The organism is Vagococcus acidifermentans (assembly GCF_003987655.1).
Lineage (GTDB): Bacteria > Bacillota > Bacilli > Lactobacillales > Vagococcaceae > Vagococcus_B > Vagococcus_B acidifermentans.
In genome coordinates, this window is sequence record NZ_NGKC01000006.1 from 73,242 (window position 1) to 88,568 (window position 15,327).

General features: G+C 46.0%; 17 protein-coding genes. 12 read left to right on the top strand and 5 right to left on the bottom strand.

Going from position 1 to position 15,327, the window contains the following annotated elements; translation table 11 throughout:
* Positions 1-7 precede the first annotated feature (7 nt).
* The 3 genes from CBF27_RS06635 to CBF27_RS06645 are packed head-to-tail and all read right to left on the bottom strand — an operon-like array spanning position 8 to position 1,899.
* The gene (locus tag CBF27_RS06635) at positions 8-550 is read right to left on the bottom strand and encodes a TIGR01440 family protein (protein ID WP_425469921.1); all 543 of its coding nucleotides are present in this window, start codon (positions 548-550) and stop codon (positions 8-10) included.
* On the bottom strand, positions 546-1,052 hold the full coding sequence (locus CBF27_RS06640) for an ECF transporter S component (RefSeq protein ID WP_126813540.1): 507 nt from the start codon (positions 1,050-1,052) through the stop codon (positions 546-548). Before CBF27_RS06640 ends, CBF27_RS06635 begins: the two co-directional genes overlap by 5 nt.
* Positions 1,039-1,899: a bifunctional hydroxymethylpyrimidine kinase/phosphomethylpyrimidine kinase gene (locus CBF27_RS06645; protein ID WP_170175029.1), complete on the bottom strand. Its 861-nt coding sequence runs from the start codon at positions 1,897-1,899 to the stop codon at positions 1,039-1,041. Before CBF27_RS06645 ends, CBF27_RS06640 begins: the two co-directional genes overlap by 14 nt.
* Before the next feature lie 212 nt (positions 1,900-2,111).
* On the opposite strand from CBF27_RS06645, the gene CBF27_RS06650 reads away from it, so the two are divergent.
* A complete protein-coding gene (locus tag CBF27_RS06650) occupies positions 2,112-3,074 on the top strand; it encodes an NAD(P)-dependent oxidoreductase (RefSeq protein WP_126813542.1) in 963 nt (320 codons plus the stop codon).
* 60 nt (positions 3,075-3,134) lie between these two features.
* On the opposite strand, the gene CBF27_RS06655 is transcribed toward CBF27_RS06650, so the two are convergent.
* On the bottom strand, positions 3,135-4,175 hold the full coding sequence (locus CBF27_RS06655; protein WP_126813543.1) for a lactonase family protein: 1,041 nt from the start codon (positions 4,173-4,175) through the stop codon (positions 3,135-3,137).
* A gap of 142 nt (positions 4,176-4,317) precedes the next feature.
* Between CBF27_RS06655 and CBF27_RS06660 the strand changes: the two genes are divergently transcribed.
* Entirely contained in the window at positions 4,318-4,686 is a 369-nt protein-coding gene (locus CBF27_RS06660; RefSeq protein ID WP_126813544.1) for a PTS glucitol/sorbitol transporter subunit IIA, read from the top strand.
* A gap of 5 nt (positions 4,687-4,691) precedes the next feature.
* Positions 4,692-5,864, top strand: coding sequence for an AI-2E family transporter (locus CBF27_RS06665; protein WP_126813545.1), 1,173 nt, complete (start codon positions 4,692-4,694; stop codon positions 5,862-5,864).
* A gap of 16 nt (positions 5,865-5,880) precedes the next feature.
* Here the strand turns inward: CBF27_RS06665 and CBF27_RS06670 are convergent, their stop codons facing one another.
* Positions 5,881-6,492 carry an FMN-dependent NADH-azoreductase gene (locus tag CBF27_RS06670; protein ID WP_126813546.1) on the bottom strand — a complete coding sequence of 204 codons (612 nt, stop codon included), beginning with the start codon at positions 6,490-6,492 and terminating at the stop codon, positions 5,881-5,883.
* 307 nt (positions 6,493-6,799) lie between these two features.
* Between CBF27_RS06670 and CBF27_RS06675 the strand changes: the two genes are divergently transcribed.
* The 9 genes from CBF27_RS06675 to CBF27_RS06715 all read left to right on the top strand — a co-directional run bounded on the left by CBF27_RS06675 (position 6,800) and on the right by CBF27_RS06715 (position 15,323).
* Complete coding sequence (locus tag CBF27_RS06675) at positions 6,800-7,348, top strand: recombinase family protein (protein ID WP_126813547.1); 549 nt, start codon at positions 6,800-6,802, stop codon at positions 7,346-7,348.
* Between the two features lie 132 nt (positions 7,349-7,480).
* A complete protein-coding gene (locus CBF27_RS06680) occupies positions 7,481-9,166 on the top strand; it encodes a MutS-related protein (protein ID WP_148112280.1) in 1,686 nt (561 codons plus the stop codon).
* A gap of 62 nt (positions 9,167-9,228) precedes the next feature.
* Positions 9,229-10,797, top strand: coding sequence for a cardiolipin synthase (cls, locus tag CBF27_RS06685; protein ID WP_211334629.1), 1,569 nt, complete (start codon positions 9,229-9,231; stop codon positions 10,795-10,797).
* Between the two features lie 84 nt (positions 10,798-10,881).
* On the top strand, positions 10,882-12,030 hold the full coding sequence (locus tag CBF27_RS06690; RefSeq protein WP_126813550.1) for a cysteine desulfurase family protein: 1,149 nt from the start codon (positions 10,882-10,884) through the stop codon (positions 12,028-12,030).
* Between the two features lie 63 nt (positions 12,031-12,093).
* Positions 12,094-12,438, top strand: coding sequence for a cysteine desulfurase (locus tag CBF27_RS06695; RefSeq protein ID WP_126813551.1), 345 nt, complete (start codon positions 12,094-12,096; stop codon positions 12,436-12,438).
* Between the two features lie 51 nt (positions 12,439-12,489).
* Positions 12,490-13,047 carry a DUF1269 domain-containing protein gene (locus CBF27_RS06700; RefSeq protein WP_126813552.1) on the top strand — a complete coding sequence of 186 codons (558 nt, stop codon included), beginning with the start codon at positions 12,490-12,492 and terminating at the stop codon, positions 13,045-13,047.
* A gap of 130 nt (positions 13,048-13,177) precedes the next feature.
* Complete coding sequence (gene rnz, locus CBF27_RS06705) at positions 13,178-14,107, top strand: ribonuclease Z (protein WP_126813553.1); 930 nt, start codon at positions 13,178-13,180, stop codon at positions 14,105-14,107.
* Between the two features lie 11 nt (positions 14,108-14,118).
* Complete coding sequence (locus tag CBF27_RS06710; RefSeq protein ID WP_126813554.1) at positions 14,119-14,922, top strand: SDR family NAD(P)-dependent oxidoreductase; 804 nt, start codon at positions 14,119-14,121, stop codon at positions 14,920-14,922.
* 11 nt (positions 14,923-14,933) lie between these two features.
* The gene (locus CBF27_RS06715) at positions 14,934-15,323 is read left to right on the top strand and encodes a LapA family protein (RefSeq protein ID WP_126813555.1); all 390 of its coding nucleotides are present in this window, start codon (positions 14,934-14,936) and stop codon (positions 15,321-15,323) included.
* Positions 15,324-15,327: the final 4 nt, after the last annotated feature.

Below are 15,327 nucleotides of genomic sequence, written 5' to 3' on the forward strand. Positions count from 1 at the left end.
TTTGTTTTTATTGATAAACCGCGCGTTCGCCGCCGATTAGTTTTGGCCGTGACGTCAGTGCCGTGACGTGGGCGCCGCCGAGTTCCTTTTTAACAGGACGGATAGGAATCTGGACGTGTTTGATGTGCATGCCGATTGCCGTATCGCCGATATCAAGTCCGGCTTTTGCCGTGACAAACTCCACTACGACGGGGTCGTTCATCTGCCGGAAAGCAGCTACAGAACAGGCGCCTCCCGCATGCAGCGCAGGGACGACGGAGACGATGTCCAGCCGATGTGCGGTGGCTGTCTGGCGTTCGACGGTCAGGGCGCGGTTGATGTGTTCGCATCCTTGAACCGCCAAGTGAATACCGCGCGCAGTCAAAATCGGCAGCAATGTCTCGATAACCAGCTTGCCGACTTCTTCGCTGGATTGTTTGCCGATAACACCACCGACAATTTCGCTGGAGCTGCAGCCCAGTACAAAGATATCTCCTTCATTAATGTGTGATTGTTCGATGACATCTTCAATGATGTCGGTTAAATCGTCTGTTAACTGTTTGACGTTAATCATGTGACACACTCCTTTTACTTGTCAATCGTTTGGTTAAAATAGCGGCCAGCGGTACTGCAATAACCAGTCCTATCAGGTTTTGGAAAAGATTGCCGATAAGCGATGCCCATGCGGCAGCTGCGCCGTAGAGCACATAACTGGCAATAAAATAACCGATTATCATAACAGCGGATGCAGCTGCCAGAGAGAAGCCGCGGAGAAGCGGACGGGATTGCGTCCGCGCGTTTCCTGCGATGACACCTTGCAGTCCGTGAATGATTGCAGAAGCCAGAAGCCACTGCGGATAGCCGGAAATCAAATCCAGCAGCGCGCCGCTGATGCCCCCGACAAATCCGGCGGTCTTCCTACCGAAGAGCATAGCCGAGGTGTAGATGCCGACTTCCAGCAAATTCACATAGCCTTTTGTCAAAGGCAGAGGAATAATAAAAAAGAGTGCCAGTATGACTGATAAGGCGCTCATCAGAGCAACTAGCGCTATCGTACTGTTACGATGGTTCATGGCTGAGAGCACGCTCCTTTCGGTGTTTGGCCAGTCCGCCTTGCCAGACATTGCCGTAGTCTTCGGAAAAAGGCTGGCCATATTTGATGGCATAATAGACAAATTCTTTGCTGTCTGCCACAGCCTGTTCAGCAGGCAGTCCTTTGGCCAGACCGCAGGCGATGGCAGAAGCGAATGTACAGCCGGCGCCGTTAGTAGTATTGGTAGGGAGTTTTGAGACGACTAACTCACGGTATGTGCTGCCGTCGTAAAAGACATCTACTGCCTGACTGCCGGGGATACGGGCCCCGCCTTTGATGACTACTTGTTTTGCGCCAAAATTAAAAATGTTTGCTGCCGCTTGTTTCATATCATCAACAGAAGCGATATTGGTCATACCCGACAGCAGTTCCGCTTCCCGCAAATTGGGTGTCACGATGGTCGCAAGGGGCAGCAGCTGTTCTTGAAAAACAGTCACTGCATCCAGCTCAAGCGTCAGCGGCGACTCCTTCAGCGCGAGCACAGGGTCGATAATAACTGGGATGTCCTCACGCAAGCGTGCTAAAAATCGGGCAATTGTCACGGCGTTGTCGACCGTTCCCAGCATCCCTAGTTTGATGGCATTCAACTGCGGCAGGTAAGTCGTGATTTGGTTCAGCTGTTCGTTCAAAAGTTCTTCTTGAACGGCATCCACCTGAATCATTTGTGTATCGCTCAGCGTGGCAATGCAGGTTAAGACATTCAACCCGTTCATGCCGTATTCCTGAAATGTTCTTAAGTCCGCTTGCAGACCGCCGCCGCTAATCGTGTCTGAGCCGGCTATCGTCAGGATGTTGTTCATTAATCCATCACCTCTCTTGCTAATCATAGTACGAATAATCCAGAAAAAAAACAACCAATTGGGCTGTTTTTCACTCATCCATTTCAAAAAAGATGTTTTTTAAGTTACAGGGAAAATGTTTCATGATAAAGTGGGAGTAACAATAGACGAAAAAATGACGAGATTATTGCATGGGTTCATAGGATACCTGTACACTCGGAAGAAAAATCCTAAATACACAAAGCAAGGGTGAGAAAATCTTGGAAAAACCAGTGTTGTTGCTTGTGCCTGATATACCGGATGCGCTTATTTCGGCGGTAAAAAATGCTGCAGAAGGGTATGATGTGATGACCGCCGCTGACTGGCGTGACAAAATATTTGATACCGCGCGCATTGAGATTATGTTCGGCTGGAACAGGGAAATCGGCAAACAAGTGTTGCAGGAGGTGGACAGCCGCTTGAAATGGATTCAGGCAGATTCCGCCGGCGTCAATCAATTTGATTTTTCTTTGCTGCAAGCAAAAGGCATACTGCTTTCCAGTGCCAGCGGCATTCACAGTTTTCAGATGACGGAATCAGTGCTGGGCATGCTATTGTCGCACACGCGGCGTATCAGGCAAGCCGTCATCAATCAGGAACGCCGGCAATGGGTTCGCGGCGATAAAGGGTCTGATTTGAGCGGCAAAAAAGTTCTGATTGCCGGTACGGGGCAAATCGGCCAGCATTTGGCTAAAACATTGGGAGCCTTCGATGTGTCCGTCTACGGCGTGAACCGCAGCGGACGGCAGCCGCACGGATTTGTCAAAACGTATGTGTATCAGGAATTTTTGGCAGTCCTGCCGACGATGGATGTAGTTATCAATCTGTTGCCGCTGACAAAAGAAACGTACCACTTTTTTGACAGCGAGGTGTTCAGTCGCATGAAAAAAGGAGTGATGTTCATTAATGCGGGACGCGGCGAATCAGTGAAGACGCTGGACTTGATGACCGCGTGTCAAGATGGGACGATTGCCTTTGCAGGGCTGGATGTTTTTGAAGAAGAGCCTTTGCCCGAAGCTCATCCGCTTTGGGGGATGGAAAATGTCCTTATCACGCCGCATATTGCAGGCAGTTCGGATAGGTACTACGACCGTTTGCTGCCGCTTTTTCTGGACAATCTGGCTTCTTATTTGCATGATGGCACGTTGCAGAAAAATCACATCGACTATACTGCCGGCTACTAGCAAAACAGACAGCCCTGTTTCAATCATGGATGATGAAACAGGGCTGTCTGTTTGCTAATATTAGTCGTTGGCCGGGACAAAGAATGTGCAGACCGTCTCAGGTGCGTAGATGTCTTTGGCAAGCAGAGTCAGTTTGCCTGATGTCTGGTCCCGTTGGATGAGAGTCAGATTGTCAGTGTTTTGATTAGCCACAACGATAAAACGCTCAGTGTTATCCAATGCAAAATCGCGCGGGAAATCACCTTCTACACTGATCAGCTGAATCAGTTGAATACTCTCGCTGTTGTCGGCAACTGAAAAAACAGCCAGCGAATTATGCCCGCGGTTGGAGGCATATAAAAACTTGCCGTCACTGGAAATCCGGATGGCTGCTCCGCCGTTGAAGTCGTGAAAGTCTTCCGGCAAGGTGCTGACAGTTTGCAGAGCTTCGAAAGACCCAGCTGCTGCATCATAGGCCAGCACTGTAACAGTATTGGCCAGTTCGCCAAACAGATAAGCCGTTTGCTTGTTTGGATGAAAAACAAGATGACGTGGTCCGGTGCCTGGCTCTGCTGCGAAGCGGGCTGTTTCGGTCAGTTTGCCGTCCGGTGCAACGTGATACGTATAGACTGAGTCATTGCCCAAATCACAGACAACTAACCGGTTATCCGGTGTCAAATCAGCATAATGAACATGCGGACCTTGCTGGTTGGCATGGGGGCCGTTACCATCATGCTGGATTAAATCTGCCAGTTCAAGGCCGCCGTCTTCACGAATCGTATAAGATGCCACACTTCCCTGATGGTAAAAGGCCGAATAAACCAGCTGGCGTTCTTCATCAACCGCAACGTAGCATGGCGGTGCGCCGTCGGTCACTTCACGATTGATGAATGAAAACGTTCCGTCTTCATTCAGCTGATACGCAGCCACCCCGCCTTTGTCGGCTGCTTTGGTAACACAATACAGACGTTTGTCAGCTGACAATGTAAGGTATGTCGGATTATCTTCCTCAACCAAATGATTTAGCTCGATGAGTTCAGGTTTATCAGTGTCCAGTGATATTTGATAGACACCTTTGCTGTCGCGTTTGGTATAGGTACCAAGAAATAGCGTTTCTTTCATAAAAAAAATCCCTTCTTTTGCAGTTTTCATCATTGATTATAACATAATTGCGAAAAAGAGTTAAAAGGCTTCACAATAATTTTTATTTAAATGCACTTATGCTATAATAAAATTTGAATCAAGATAAGAGAGGTTATATTATATGTTAACATCAATCGTGCGTGAAATAGGGCCACAAGCATTGGATGCCAAAGACAAAATGCTGATTTTGTTTGACGATAAAGCAACTGATATGTTGAAGCAGTTTTCAGTTATTCAAAAGTTTAACAGTGATGAACCAGTGGACTTGACCGTCGGCGACAAAATTATGTTCGACCGTCAAGCTTATACCATCAAGCATGTAGGCCCGGTTGCCAATGAGCATCTAAACTCAATGGGACATGTGTCGCTCGTGTTCGGCAAAGTGCCCGAGGAAGATTTGCTGGCCAACGGTTTGTACTTGGAGCCGTTTGAATTACCTGTTGTGAATGAAGGGACGGTTATTTCCTACAGCCAAAATGGAGGAAAATAGCCGCTATGGAAAAAAATAAGGGAAAGCACAGTACCACTTGGTTTTTCAAGTGGTTTCTGAATAATCAGGTTGTCACGGCATTGCTGATTGTTTTGCTGTGTCTGCTGATTATTTTCGTCTTTACGAAAGTATCTTATTTATTTACACCAGTTATCGAATTTGTCGGGATAGTCGGGCTGCCTGTCATCATATCGGGCTTGTTGTTCTATCTTCTGAATCCCCTTGTCGATTGGCTGGAAAAAAAAGGTATCACCCGTGTGTGGGGGATTACCATTCTTTATATTTTGGTCGTGGCGTTAATCAGCTGGGGTGTCGTCATCTTAATTCCCCAGATTCAGCTTCAAACCAGAAGCCTGATTCAAGAATGGCCGAATTACTGGCGTGTCATCGAAGAAAAATTTACCGAGCTGCTGACGAACCCGCTGTTTGAACAGTTCCGGACACCGCTAGAGAAAACGGCCAATGAGATTTTCGACTCTATCGGCCAGATGGTCAGCACGTATTCGAAAAATGCTTTTCAAGGTATCGGCAATATTGTCGGTGCAGTGGCAAGTATTGTCGTGACGGTTGTAACAGTACCGTTTTTATTGTTTTTCCTATTAAAAGACGGTTCGAAAATGTTGCCTTACTTTACACAGTTTTTGCCTACGAAAGCGAGAAAGCCGATTACAGATGTGCTATTGGATATCAACAAGCAAGTTGCGTCTTACATTACCGGTCAGCTGACAGTTGCTTTTGCCGTTGCGGTCATGTTTATCATTGGCTTTTCGGCCATTGGGTTGGACTATAGTGTGACGCTTGGTGTTTTGGCCGGCTTTCTGAATCTGATTCCGTACGTCGGTTCGGCTTTGGCAACAGTGCCGGCAATCGTTATTGGGATAGTTGCCGGACCTAAGATGCTGATATCTGTTATTCTGGTTTTCATTATTGAACAAACGCTGGAAGGCAGATTTGTTTCGCCGCTTGTTTTGGGCAGTAAAATGGAAATTCATCCGGTCACGATTATCTTTGTCTTATTGACAGCCGGCAAACTGTTCGGGCTGATAGGCGTGATTTTAGGAATACCCGGTTATGCGGCCATCAAAGTTGTTGTGACACATTTCTTTGCTTGGTACAAGCAAGTGTCAGGGCTGTACGATGACGATATATTAGAAGAACAGCAAAAACAGGAGTCTTAGACTCCTGTTTTTTATCTTAAAATTGTTCGCCGATTTTTTCAGCTTCGCTCAGTGCGGCATTCAGGATGACATCGCGTTTTTCAGGGTCGTAGTCGATTCCTTCGATAAACAACTGAGTGACATCATTGACGCCGATAAAGTTGAAAATGCCTTTAATATATTGTGATGAATAATCATTACCGTTGTACACACCGCCGTTTGACTGGATATGCAGCAGCTTTTTATTTTCTGTCAGCCCTTTTGGCCCGTTTTCAGTGTAGCGGAATGTTTTGCCCGCAACATTGATGGTGTCAATCCATGCTTTCAGGCGAGTCGGTATATTTAAATTCCAAAGTGCGTTAGCGATAACGACTTTATCAACGCTTAAAAATTGTTCTGTCAGCTCACTAAACCGTTTGACTTTGGCCGCTTCCTCTGCGGAAAGGTCGTTTGCTTGAGCTGATTTTTGCCATCCGTTCAGCAAGTCGAAATCGATTTCAGGGATGAAATCATTGTACAAATCCAGTGTCGTAATCGTGTCGCCGGCATGTGCTTTTCGATATGAAGCTGTAAATGTATCGAGTGCTTTTAGCGTTTTTGATTCATTTGCTGTCAACGGATGTGCTTTAATAACAAGTAATTCTGCCATGTCTCCACCTCAAAAAAAATTTTTAAAAACATAATCAATATACATGAATTGAAAGACATTCTCAATTAAAATGCTTGCACTGTTTTAAAAACCTCCTTTTTTAACTAAAAATTAAAATAAAAGGCGCGATTGCACCTTATTTTTATTTATGGTACAATTAGTATCAGAAATTTCATAACCATAGGAAAACAATGATATGGTGGGTTTTACAAAAAAAGAGTATATTATAAGCGTGGTTGAATAACATTTTTTACAAAACCGTACCGTAAAAAAAATAATTATTTAAAGTCTTAAGGGAGGATTATTAATGAAAACGGTAGTGTATGTACATCAAACTGGCAATGAGGAGTATGTGAATCTCCAGTTAAAAGAGGTTGAAAAGTACCCTCATGACGAACTCGTGATTGAAAACGAGAACGACAGCAAAGACGCGAAAAAAATCAATCGTTTGTTGGATGAACTTTCTGAAGGCGACCGCATTGTTGTCTACCAATTGCGCTCATTGGGCAAATCAATCATTCAGCTGGCGGACTTCTTAGGGAAACTTGACGACAAAGGCATTTCTTTGGTCGTAATCGAAAAAGACAAAGAATTCAATGGTCTCGACAATGACGTTTACTTGAATTTAGTCAAACGGATTGCTGAAACAGAAAAAATCATCATCAAAGAAAGAACAACAAAAGGATTGGAAGAAGCGCGGAAAAACGGACGTATCGGCGGCAGACCAAAGATTTCCCAGGAAAAGATTAACCAAATTCGTTTCCTTTACAACAACAACCGCTACACATTACGTCAAATTGCAGAAGAATGCAATATCTCTTTAGGTACGGCGTACAAATACGTTCAAGAAAGATAGTCATGCCTATTTAATGATTATAAAGTTATCTGTTTTCGAACAGATAACTTTTTTATATGTTCCAGTCTGAAAATGACGTATAATAAAAGCATCATTTTTATTAAACAGGGATGATTGAAAATTTGTGAACAGTTGAGCTATTATGATCGGGCAATTGTTCGTCAGGAAAGGGATGTGGAGCTGATGATACAGGTCGTTAGTTTCGCGGGACTTGTGATTTGCGGTCTCGTCGCATGGTATGTTTACAGCCAGTTAAAAGTAAAACAGAAAATAAGAAATGAATGGGGTAAACTGCCTTCCCCGACAAAATATGATAAGGAAGACAGTCTCGCCAAGGCATACGATGTTTGGCGCAAACAGCAGGCAAAAATGTATCAGATAGATGATACCACTTGGTACGATTTGGACATGTGGTCAGTTTTTCAGATGCTCAATAAAACTGAAACCAGTGTCGGCTCAGAGTCGCTTTATCAGCGGTTGCGCGAGTATGACGCATCAGAGGATTTGTCGGATTTGAAAAACATGATGACTTTTTTCGATAAGCATCCGGAAACAAGGGAAAAAGTTCAATATCATTTGGTGAAAATGGGCAAGCAAGATAATAACTATTTACTGCCGCACATTGAAACGCCTGAAAAACAGTCGATTCCATACGAACCGTATTACTGGTTTTTAGGTGCCGGCCTAATTGTGTCACTGCTACTGACGGCTGTGGCAGGCAAGATCGGCCTGTATCTGCTGCTGCTTTTCTTGTGTGTAAATGTGCTGACTTATTACAGGGTCAAATCATTTCTGGAAACCGAGTTCCGGACATTACGCTATTTATCTGAACTGGCGGGATTGTCGGCAAAGCTGAAAAAAACAAGTGTGCCGCTGCCGGCAGAGACGCACTCAGCCATCTCCGAAGTCCAGTCCCTGGGGCGGTATAGCAATGCGTTCCGCGTATCAGGTACAACAGAGGCGGAAATTTTGGTTGAATATGTTAATATTGTGCTGCTGTTGCCGGTTTTTGCCTACATCCGTCTCAACCGTCTGTTGAAAAGCAAACAAGAGGCCATCAGAGCGGTTTACAAGGCGGTCGGGCAAATCGAAGTAGCACTTGCCCTGAATAATTTTAAGCTGGCAAAAACCGTCTGTGAAGCCACGGAGATGAAAAGCAGAGGTGTGGAGGCGGTCGGGCTGAGGCATCCCTTGATTGACGAATGTGTTCCTAATCCGGTCTGTTGGGAGCAGGCCACACTGGTCACCGGTTCGAACGCATCCGGCAAGTCGACTTATGTGAAAGCTATTGCCATCAACCTCATACTGGCCCAAACGGTGGGGATTGCCATAGCGGACACGTTCAATTATTTTCCGGGACTGGTGATGACGGCAATGGCCGTGGAAGATGATGTACTGGCAGGCGACAGCTATTTTATTGCTGAATTGAAATCCTTGCACCGCGTCATTTCGCAAGTTGAAGACGGAGTCATGGTTTACGGCTTCATTGATGAGATTCTGAAAGGTACGAACACGATTGAGCGGATTGCCTCGTCGGCCAGTGTCATGGTATGGTTGTCGCGTTCACAAGCACTGGTACTTGTTGCGACCCACGATATTGAGCTGACAGAAATACTGCACGATACATGTGCAAATATCCACTTCCGCGAAACAATTTCTGATGAGCAGGGGATGATGTTTGATTTTAAGGTGCGCTCTGGAGCGTCTACAACAAGCAATGCCATTTTATTGCTGGACCACTTGCTTTTCCCGCAGGAAATCGTCCAAGCGGCTAACCGCCGGGCGGCTGACTATAGAGATACCCGCGTCTGGACGTGATGACACCCAGCGTTTCTGTTTTTTTTTATTTTCGAAATCTGTTATACTACGTTATATGTTAATTGACTGAGGAAGTGTGGGGAAGCAAGATGAAGAATCTCTTAAAGATAATGACCAATCGCATCATTATTATTGTGTTTTTGATTATTCTGCAGCTGGCTGTCCTGTTGACAGTCGTCTGGCGATTCAATGATTTCTTTGTCTATTTTTATGCGACAAATATTGTTATTTCGATTTTTATTGTCTTGAAAATCATCAATAATCGGAGTAATCCGGCTTATAAAATAGCTTGGCTCGTGCCTATTATGCTGATACCCATTTTTGGCACAGCGATTTATTTGATTTTTGGCCGTGTCCGGTTTAAAAAATCTGAAAAGATTAAAATGTTTATTATCCAGAAAAAAGAAAAAGAGGCAAACGAGCGCACTGTCACCGCTTTGGACATGTCAGGGCTGTCGCTGGATGCGCGTGCGCAGGCGCATTATTTAAGTCATTTTGGTGAAAGTTCGTTGTTTGTCAATTCAAGCAGCCGCTATTTTCCTTTAGGCGAAGAAGCATTTCAGGCGATGCTGGAAGAAATGGAAAAAGCGGAAAAATATCTTTTCTTGGAGTATTTTATTATTGCGGAAGGCAAAATGTGGGACACTATTTTGGAAGTCATGGTCCGCAAAGCCAGAGAAGGGGTCGACGTGAGGCTCATGTATGATGATTTCGGCTGTTTGCTGACTTTGCCGCATAATTACGACAAAGAACTTGAGCGGATGGGCATCAAGTGCTGTATATTCAACCAGATAAATCCGGTATTGTCCCCGATCTTTAACAACCGCAATCACCGGAAAATTTTGGTCATTGACGGCAAGGTCGCATTTACTGGCGGAATAAATCTGGCGGATGAATACATCAATCAATACGAGCGGTTCGGCCATTGGAAGGACAATGCCATCATGGTCAAAGGAGAAGTGGCATGGGGCTTTACGCTGCTGTTTCTGTCTTTATGGGAGTACTCGCGGGGGAAAGAGCGGGACTATGCCTATTATTTCCCTGGTTACGAAGCGTTGCGTCTGGCTGCAGGGGAAGAATCTCAGGGCTATTACCACCCGTATGTGGATTCCCCTTTTGATAAAGAAGACGTGGGCATGAACGTTTACCTTAATTTGATTTACCGGGCTGAAAAATACGTGTATATCACAACACCTTATCTAGTGATTGATAATCTGCTGACCGAAGCGCTGACGACTGCCGCCAAAAGTGGTGTGGATGTCCACATCATCACCCCGCATATCCCGGATAAATGGTACGTTCATGAAGTCACCCGTTCCAACTATGCGCGGCTGATGGAGTCCGGCGTGAGGATTTTTGAATACACACCGGGATTTATCCATTCCAAAACCTTTGTCGTGGACGGTGAGTATGCGACGGTGGGGACAGTCAATCTGGATTACCGCAGTCTGTACTTGCATTTTGAAAACGGGATCTGGATGTATCAGTCGCCGTCAGTTCAAGAAGTACTGCAAGACCACTTGCATACAGAGGCACTCAGTCAGGAGATGACTCTTGAGGATGTCCACCGGGTATCTTGGCTGCGGACGATGCTTCGCGCCGTGCTGGGTGTCTTTTCACCGCTACTCTAATAAAAACCAAAGTGTTTTACGGATTGTGCGGTTCATCGTATACTGTAGATAACGGGTAAATAATAAAGAAAAGGACAGTTGAAAATGACACACATCTATTTAGATCATGCTGCAACGACACCGATGCACCCGGCAGTCGTTGATGAAATGACGCGGATTATGACAACCGTTTACGGCAATCCATCCAGTATCCACCAATTCGGGAGACAGGCGCACAGCGAACTGGAAAAAGCGCGGGAGACAGTGGCACAGGCGATTCACGCGGAACCGCAGGAAATCATCTTTAACAGCGGCGGTACCGAAGGGGATAATACGGCCATCATCCAGACTGCTTTAGCCAGAGAACATCTTGGCAAACACATCATAACACTGAACGTCGAGCACAGCGCGGTGCTGAAATCGCTCGCCTTTTTGGCGGCACGGGGGTTTGATATCACTTATCTGCCTGTTGCTGAAGACGGTTCGATTCAAGCGGCAGATGTGGCTGCGGCACTGCGGGATGATACCATACTGGTCACTATGATGTATGGCAACAATGAAACAGGTAATCTTTACCCAATCGCCGAAGTCGGTCAGCTGCTGGCCGCACATCAAGCCTACTTTCACGTGGATGCAGTTCAGGCATTCGGGACGGAAGCAATTGATGTGAAGCAACTGCAGGTGGATTTTTTAAGTGTTTCAGCACATAAAATCAATGGGCCGAAAGGTGTCGGCTTTCTCTATCTGCGCGGCGGCATTTCAATAGAGCCTTATGCCCATGGCGGCGAACAGGAATTTAAAAAAAGGGCCGGCACGGAAAATTTGGCAGGTATCGCCGGACTGGCCAAGGCGGTCCAGCTGCTGGACGATGATGCCAAAGCTGCAAAACGGCAGACGTATCAGCAGTTCAAAGATATCATTTTACAAGAACTGACCGCAGCGCAAATCCCGTTTGAAATCAATGGTGACCCCGCTAACAGTCTGGCGCACATATTGAATCTTTGGGTCAAGGGCATTAAAAACAATGTCCTGCTGTTGAATCTTGATTTGGCAGGTTTTGCTGTTTCGACCGGTTCGGCATGCAGTGCCGGTGATGTCAAGCCTTCGCGGGTCATTGTCGCGCTGCGCGGCGAATCATCGCCGGCGGCTACGGAATCTATCCGTATCAGCTTTGGGCTGGGACTGACTGAGGCGGACATCCGCCGCTTTGCCGCTGAGCTGGTTAAAATCATTACACGTCTCAAGCACCGGTAAAGCATGGCACATCGGCTGGAAATCAGATATAATGAAGTGAAACGTACATGGAGGGGGATTTTAATGGCATTTTTAAAAAAGGCTGCGGTATTAGGCAGCAATGATTACTATGAGGTAAATCCGCAAGCTAAAAAATATTTGTTCAGGGATTACGGGTTTAAGGAAACAGCATCTGGCAATCTGCAGCTGATTCGTCCGTTGGATACGAATCTGCAAAATAAACAGAGCCCGAAATTAAAAATAACAGTGGCGGAAGATTTGCAGACGCTGAAGATGTCCATTACAACAGCTAACGGCATGAAGGCGCTGAATATTTTCAACAGTGCGGCTCATCAAGATAAACAGGAACAATTCAATTATTTAATGGCAGACATGGTTCATGCCGGCTGTCTGGTTAAAAGCGAATAGTCAGTCAAACTGCTGGAAACAATGAAGTCGTTGCGGAAAGGAATGTGACCCATGACGAAGAAAGTGCTCATTATCAATTTTGATATGGAAAGTTTATCATACCAAGCTTTTTCAGAAATAAAAAAATTACATGCTCAGCGGGCAATTGTCGGTGAACAGATGGCAATTATTCATCAGAAAAACGACAACAGCCATCAATTTGAAATCAAGGACTTTATTGATTTCACCGGCAACAATCACACGGCAAAAGACAGCACAATCGGTATGCTTGTCGGCATCCTGATGGGACCGCTCGGACTGCTTTTGGGCTGGTTTGCCGGCAGCATGATCGGTTCTTACCGGGATGCCAAGGAAATCCGCACAGCCAACAGTGTTTTTGAACATTTGGTCAAGAACATTTGCCCCGGTCAGACGGGGGTCATCTTAATTGCGGAAGAAGAAGACAACCGTCCGTTAAATCATATTATTTTTGATAATCTGGGCGGCCACATTGTGCGTCTGGACTATGACGATGTTGCTTCAGAGATGTCGGATGCCAAGGAAATAGAAGAAAGTGCCTGCAACCAGGCACAGCAGAAATGGTCTGACCGGCAACAATTAAAGAGATGACGTGTGTTCCTATGTGAGTCACATAGGAACTTTTTTTTGAATGACGGACGCATGTGGGCTTATATTTGCGAAACAACGTAAAATCCCATACAATAATGACAGAAAATCTCACAGAAAAGTTGGGTAATACATGGAAATACAATTTTTAGGAACAGGTGCAGGTGTGCCGGGAAGATTACGGAACGTCTCAAGCATTGCTTTAAAACTGCTGGATGAAATCAATGAAATCTGGCTGTTTGACTGCGGAGAAGGGACACAGCACCAAATTTTAAAAACGGCGGTCCGCCCCCGTAAAATAAAAAAAATATTCATCACGCATCTGCACGGCGACCATATTTTCGGTCTGCCGGGACTGCTCAGCAGTCGTGCGTTTCAAGGCGGCGATGATGAATTGATGATTTTCGGTCCAAAAGGGATTCAGCAGTTCGTCACAGTTTGTCTTAAGATTTCGGACTCTCATCTGAAATACCCGATCACCTTTGTAGAGATTTCAGAGGCAGGATTGATTTATGACAGCGGGACGTTTCAGGTGTATTGTGATTTTCTGGACCACCGCATTGAATCTATCGGTTACCGGGTTGTCGAAAAAAACCTGCCGGGCGAATTGCAGGCAGCTAAGCTGAAAGAAGCAGGCATTCCGTCCGGTCCGCTTTACGGCAGAATAAAACGCGGGGAAACCGTGGAATTGCCGGACGGCAGACGAATTGACGGCCGTGATTATATCGGTCCTGAGAAAAAGGGGCGGATTGTGACGATTCTTGGCGATACGCGCAAGCATCCTAACAGCGTCAAGCTGGCTAAAGACGCAGATGTTCTCGTTCATGAGAGTACGTTTAGGCAGGATGAAGCGGCACTGGCAAAAAGCTATTATCATGCAACGACCAAGCAAGCTGCCGAAGTTGCTAAGCAGGCTGGTGCCAAGCGTTTGTTTCTGACGCATATCAGCGCCCGTTATATCGGCAAAGAAGCGTTGAAGCTGGAAAAAGAAGCTCAGTCAGTTTTCAAACAGTCAACGATTGTCAACGACCTTGACAGCTTTGACATTCCATTTAAGAAGTAGAGGTATCATTCATGAGACAAAAACATAATAGGCTGGCAAATAAAACCGTCCTGGTCACAGGCGCATCATCCGGCCTAGGCGAACAAATCGCTTATGAAGCAGCAAAACAAGGGGCAGTCGTAATCGTGACCGCACGCAGAGCAGAGTGTCTGAAAGACGTTTCTGCCAAGTGCCGCCGACTCTCTCAGCGGGAATCAGCGTATTATGTCATGAACATAGAGGATTTTGACAGTGTGGAACAGACCAGTACAGCGCTGAAAGACGCTTTCGGCACAGTCGATGTGCTGGTCAATTGTGCCGGTTTCGGTTTGTTTGAACCGTTTCTCGATTTTGACATGACTGCAATGGAGCGGATGTTTCGTGTCAATGTTCTCGGACTGATGTACCTGACACAAAAAATCGGCATCGACATGGCAGCGAGCAGACACGGACACATCATCAATATCAGTTCCCAAGCTGGGAAAATGGCGACGGCAAAATCCACTGTCTACTCAGCCACGAAATTCGCTGTTCTCGGTTTTTCCAATGCCCTGCGGCTTGAACTGAAGCCTTTGGGTGTTCATGTGACAACAGTCAATCCCGGGCCCATCCGGACAGATTTTTTCCAGATTGCTGATAAAAGCGGCACTTATTTGCAGGCAGTTGACCGCTTTTTGCTGGAGCCGCAGCCGTTGGCCCGGAAAATTGTCAGCATCATGGGAACGCCCAAACGCGAAGTCAATGCGCCGTTCATTATGGAAGCCGCCAGCAAAGCTTACACGTTGTTTCCAACTATCGGCGATTTTCTTGCGCAAACGATTTTCAACAAGAAATGAGGTAAAAACTAATGAAACGGACTTGGATAACCATCGCTTTCGTGGTAATCTTATTTATCATCGTATTGTTCTCCGTTGTCAATGCACAACCTGTTGTCATCAACTTCGGCTTTACGAAGGTGAATCTGCCGCTGGTCCTTGTCATTCTGGGCTCTTTTCTCGTTGGCGCGCTTTTTTCAGCGGTGTTCATGGGCGTCGGTTATTTCCAAAAGAAGCGCCAAATCAAGGACTTGAACCAGCAGCTCTATCAAGCTGAACAGACCGCAGCCGAACAAATCAGAGAAGCGTCTTCTGACCGGGAAGCATCGCTTTTGGCCCAGATCGAAGCACAAGAGAACGAACTGTCGGAGCTGCGCCAGTTGCTGTCAGCGGATTTTCTGGATAATGATTATTTATCCTAGCGGT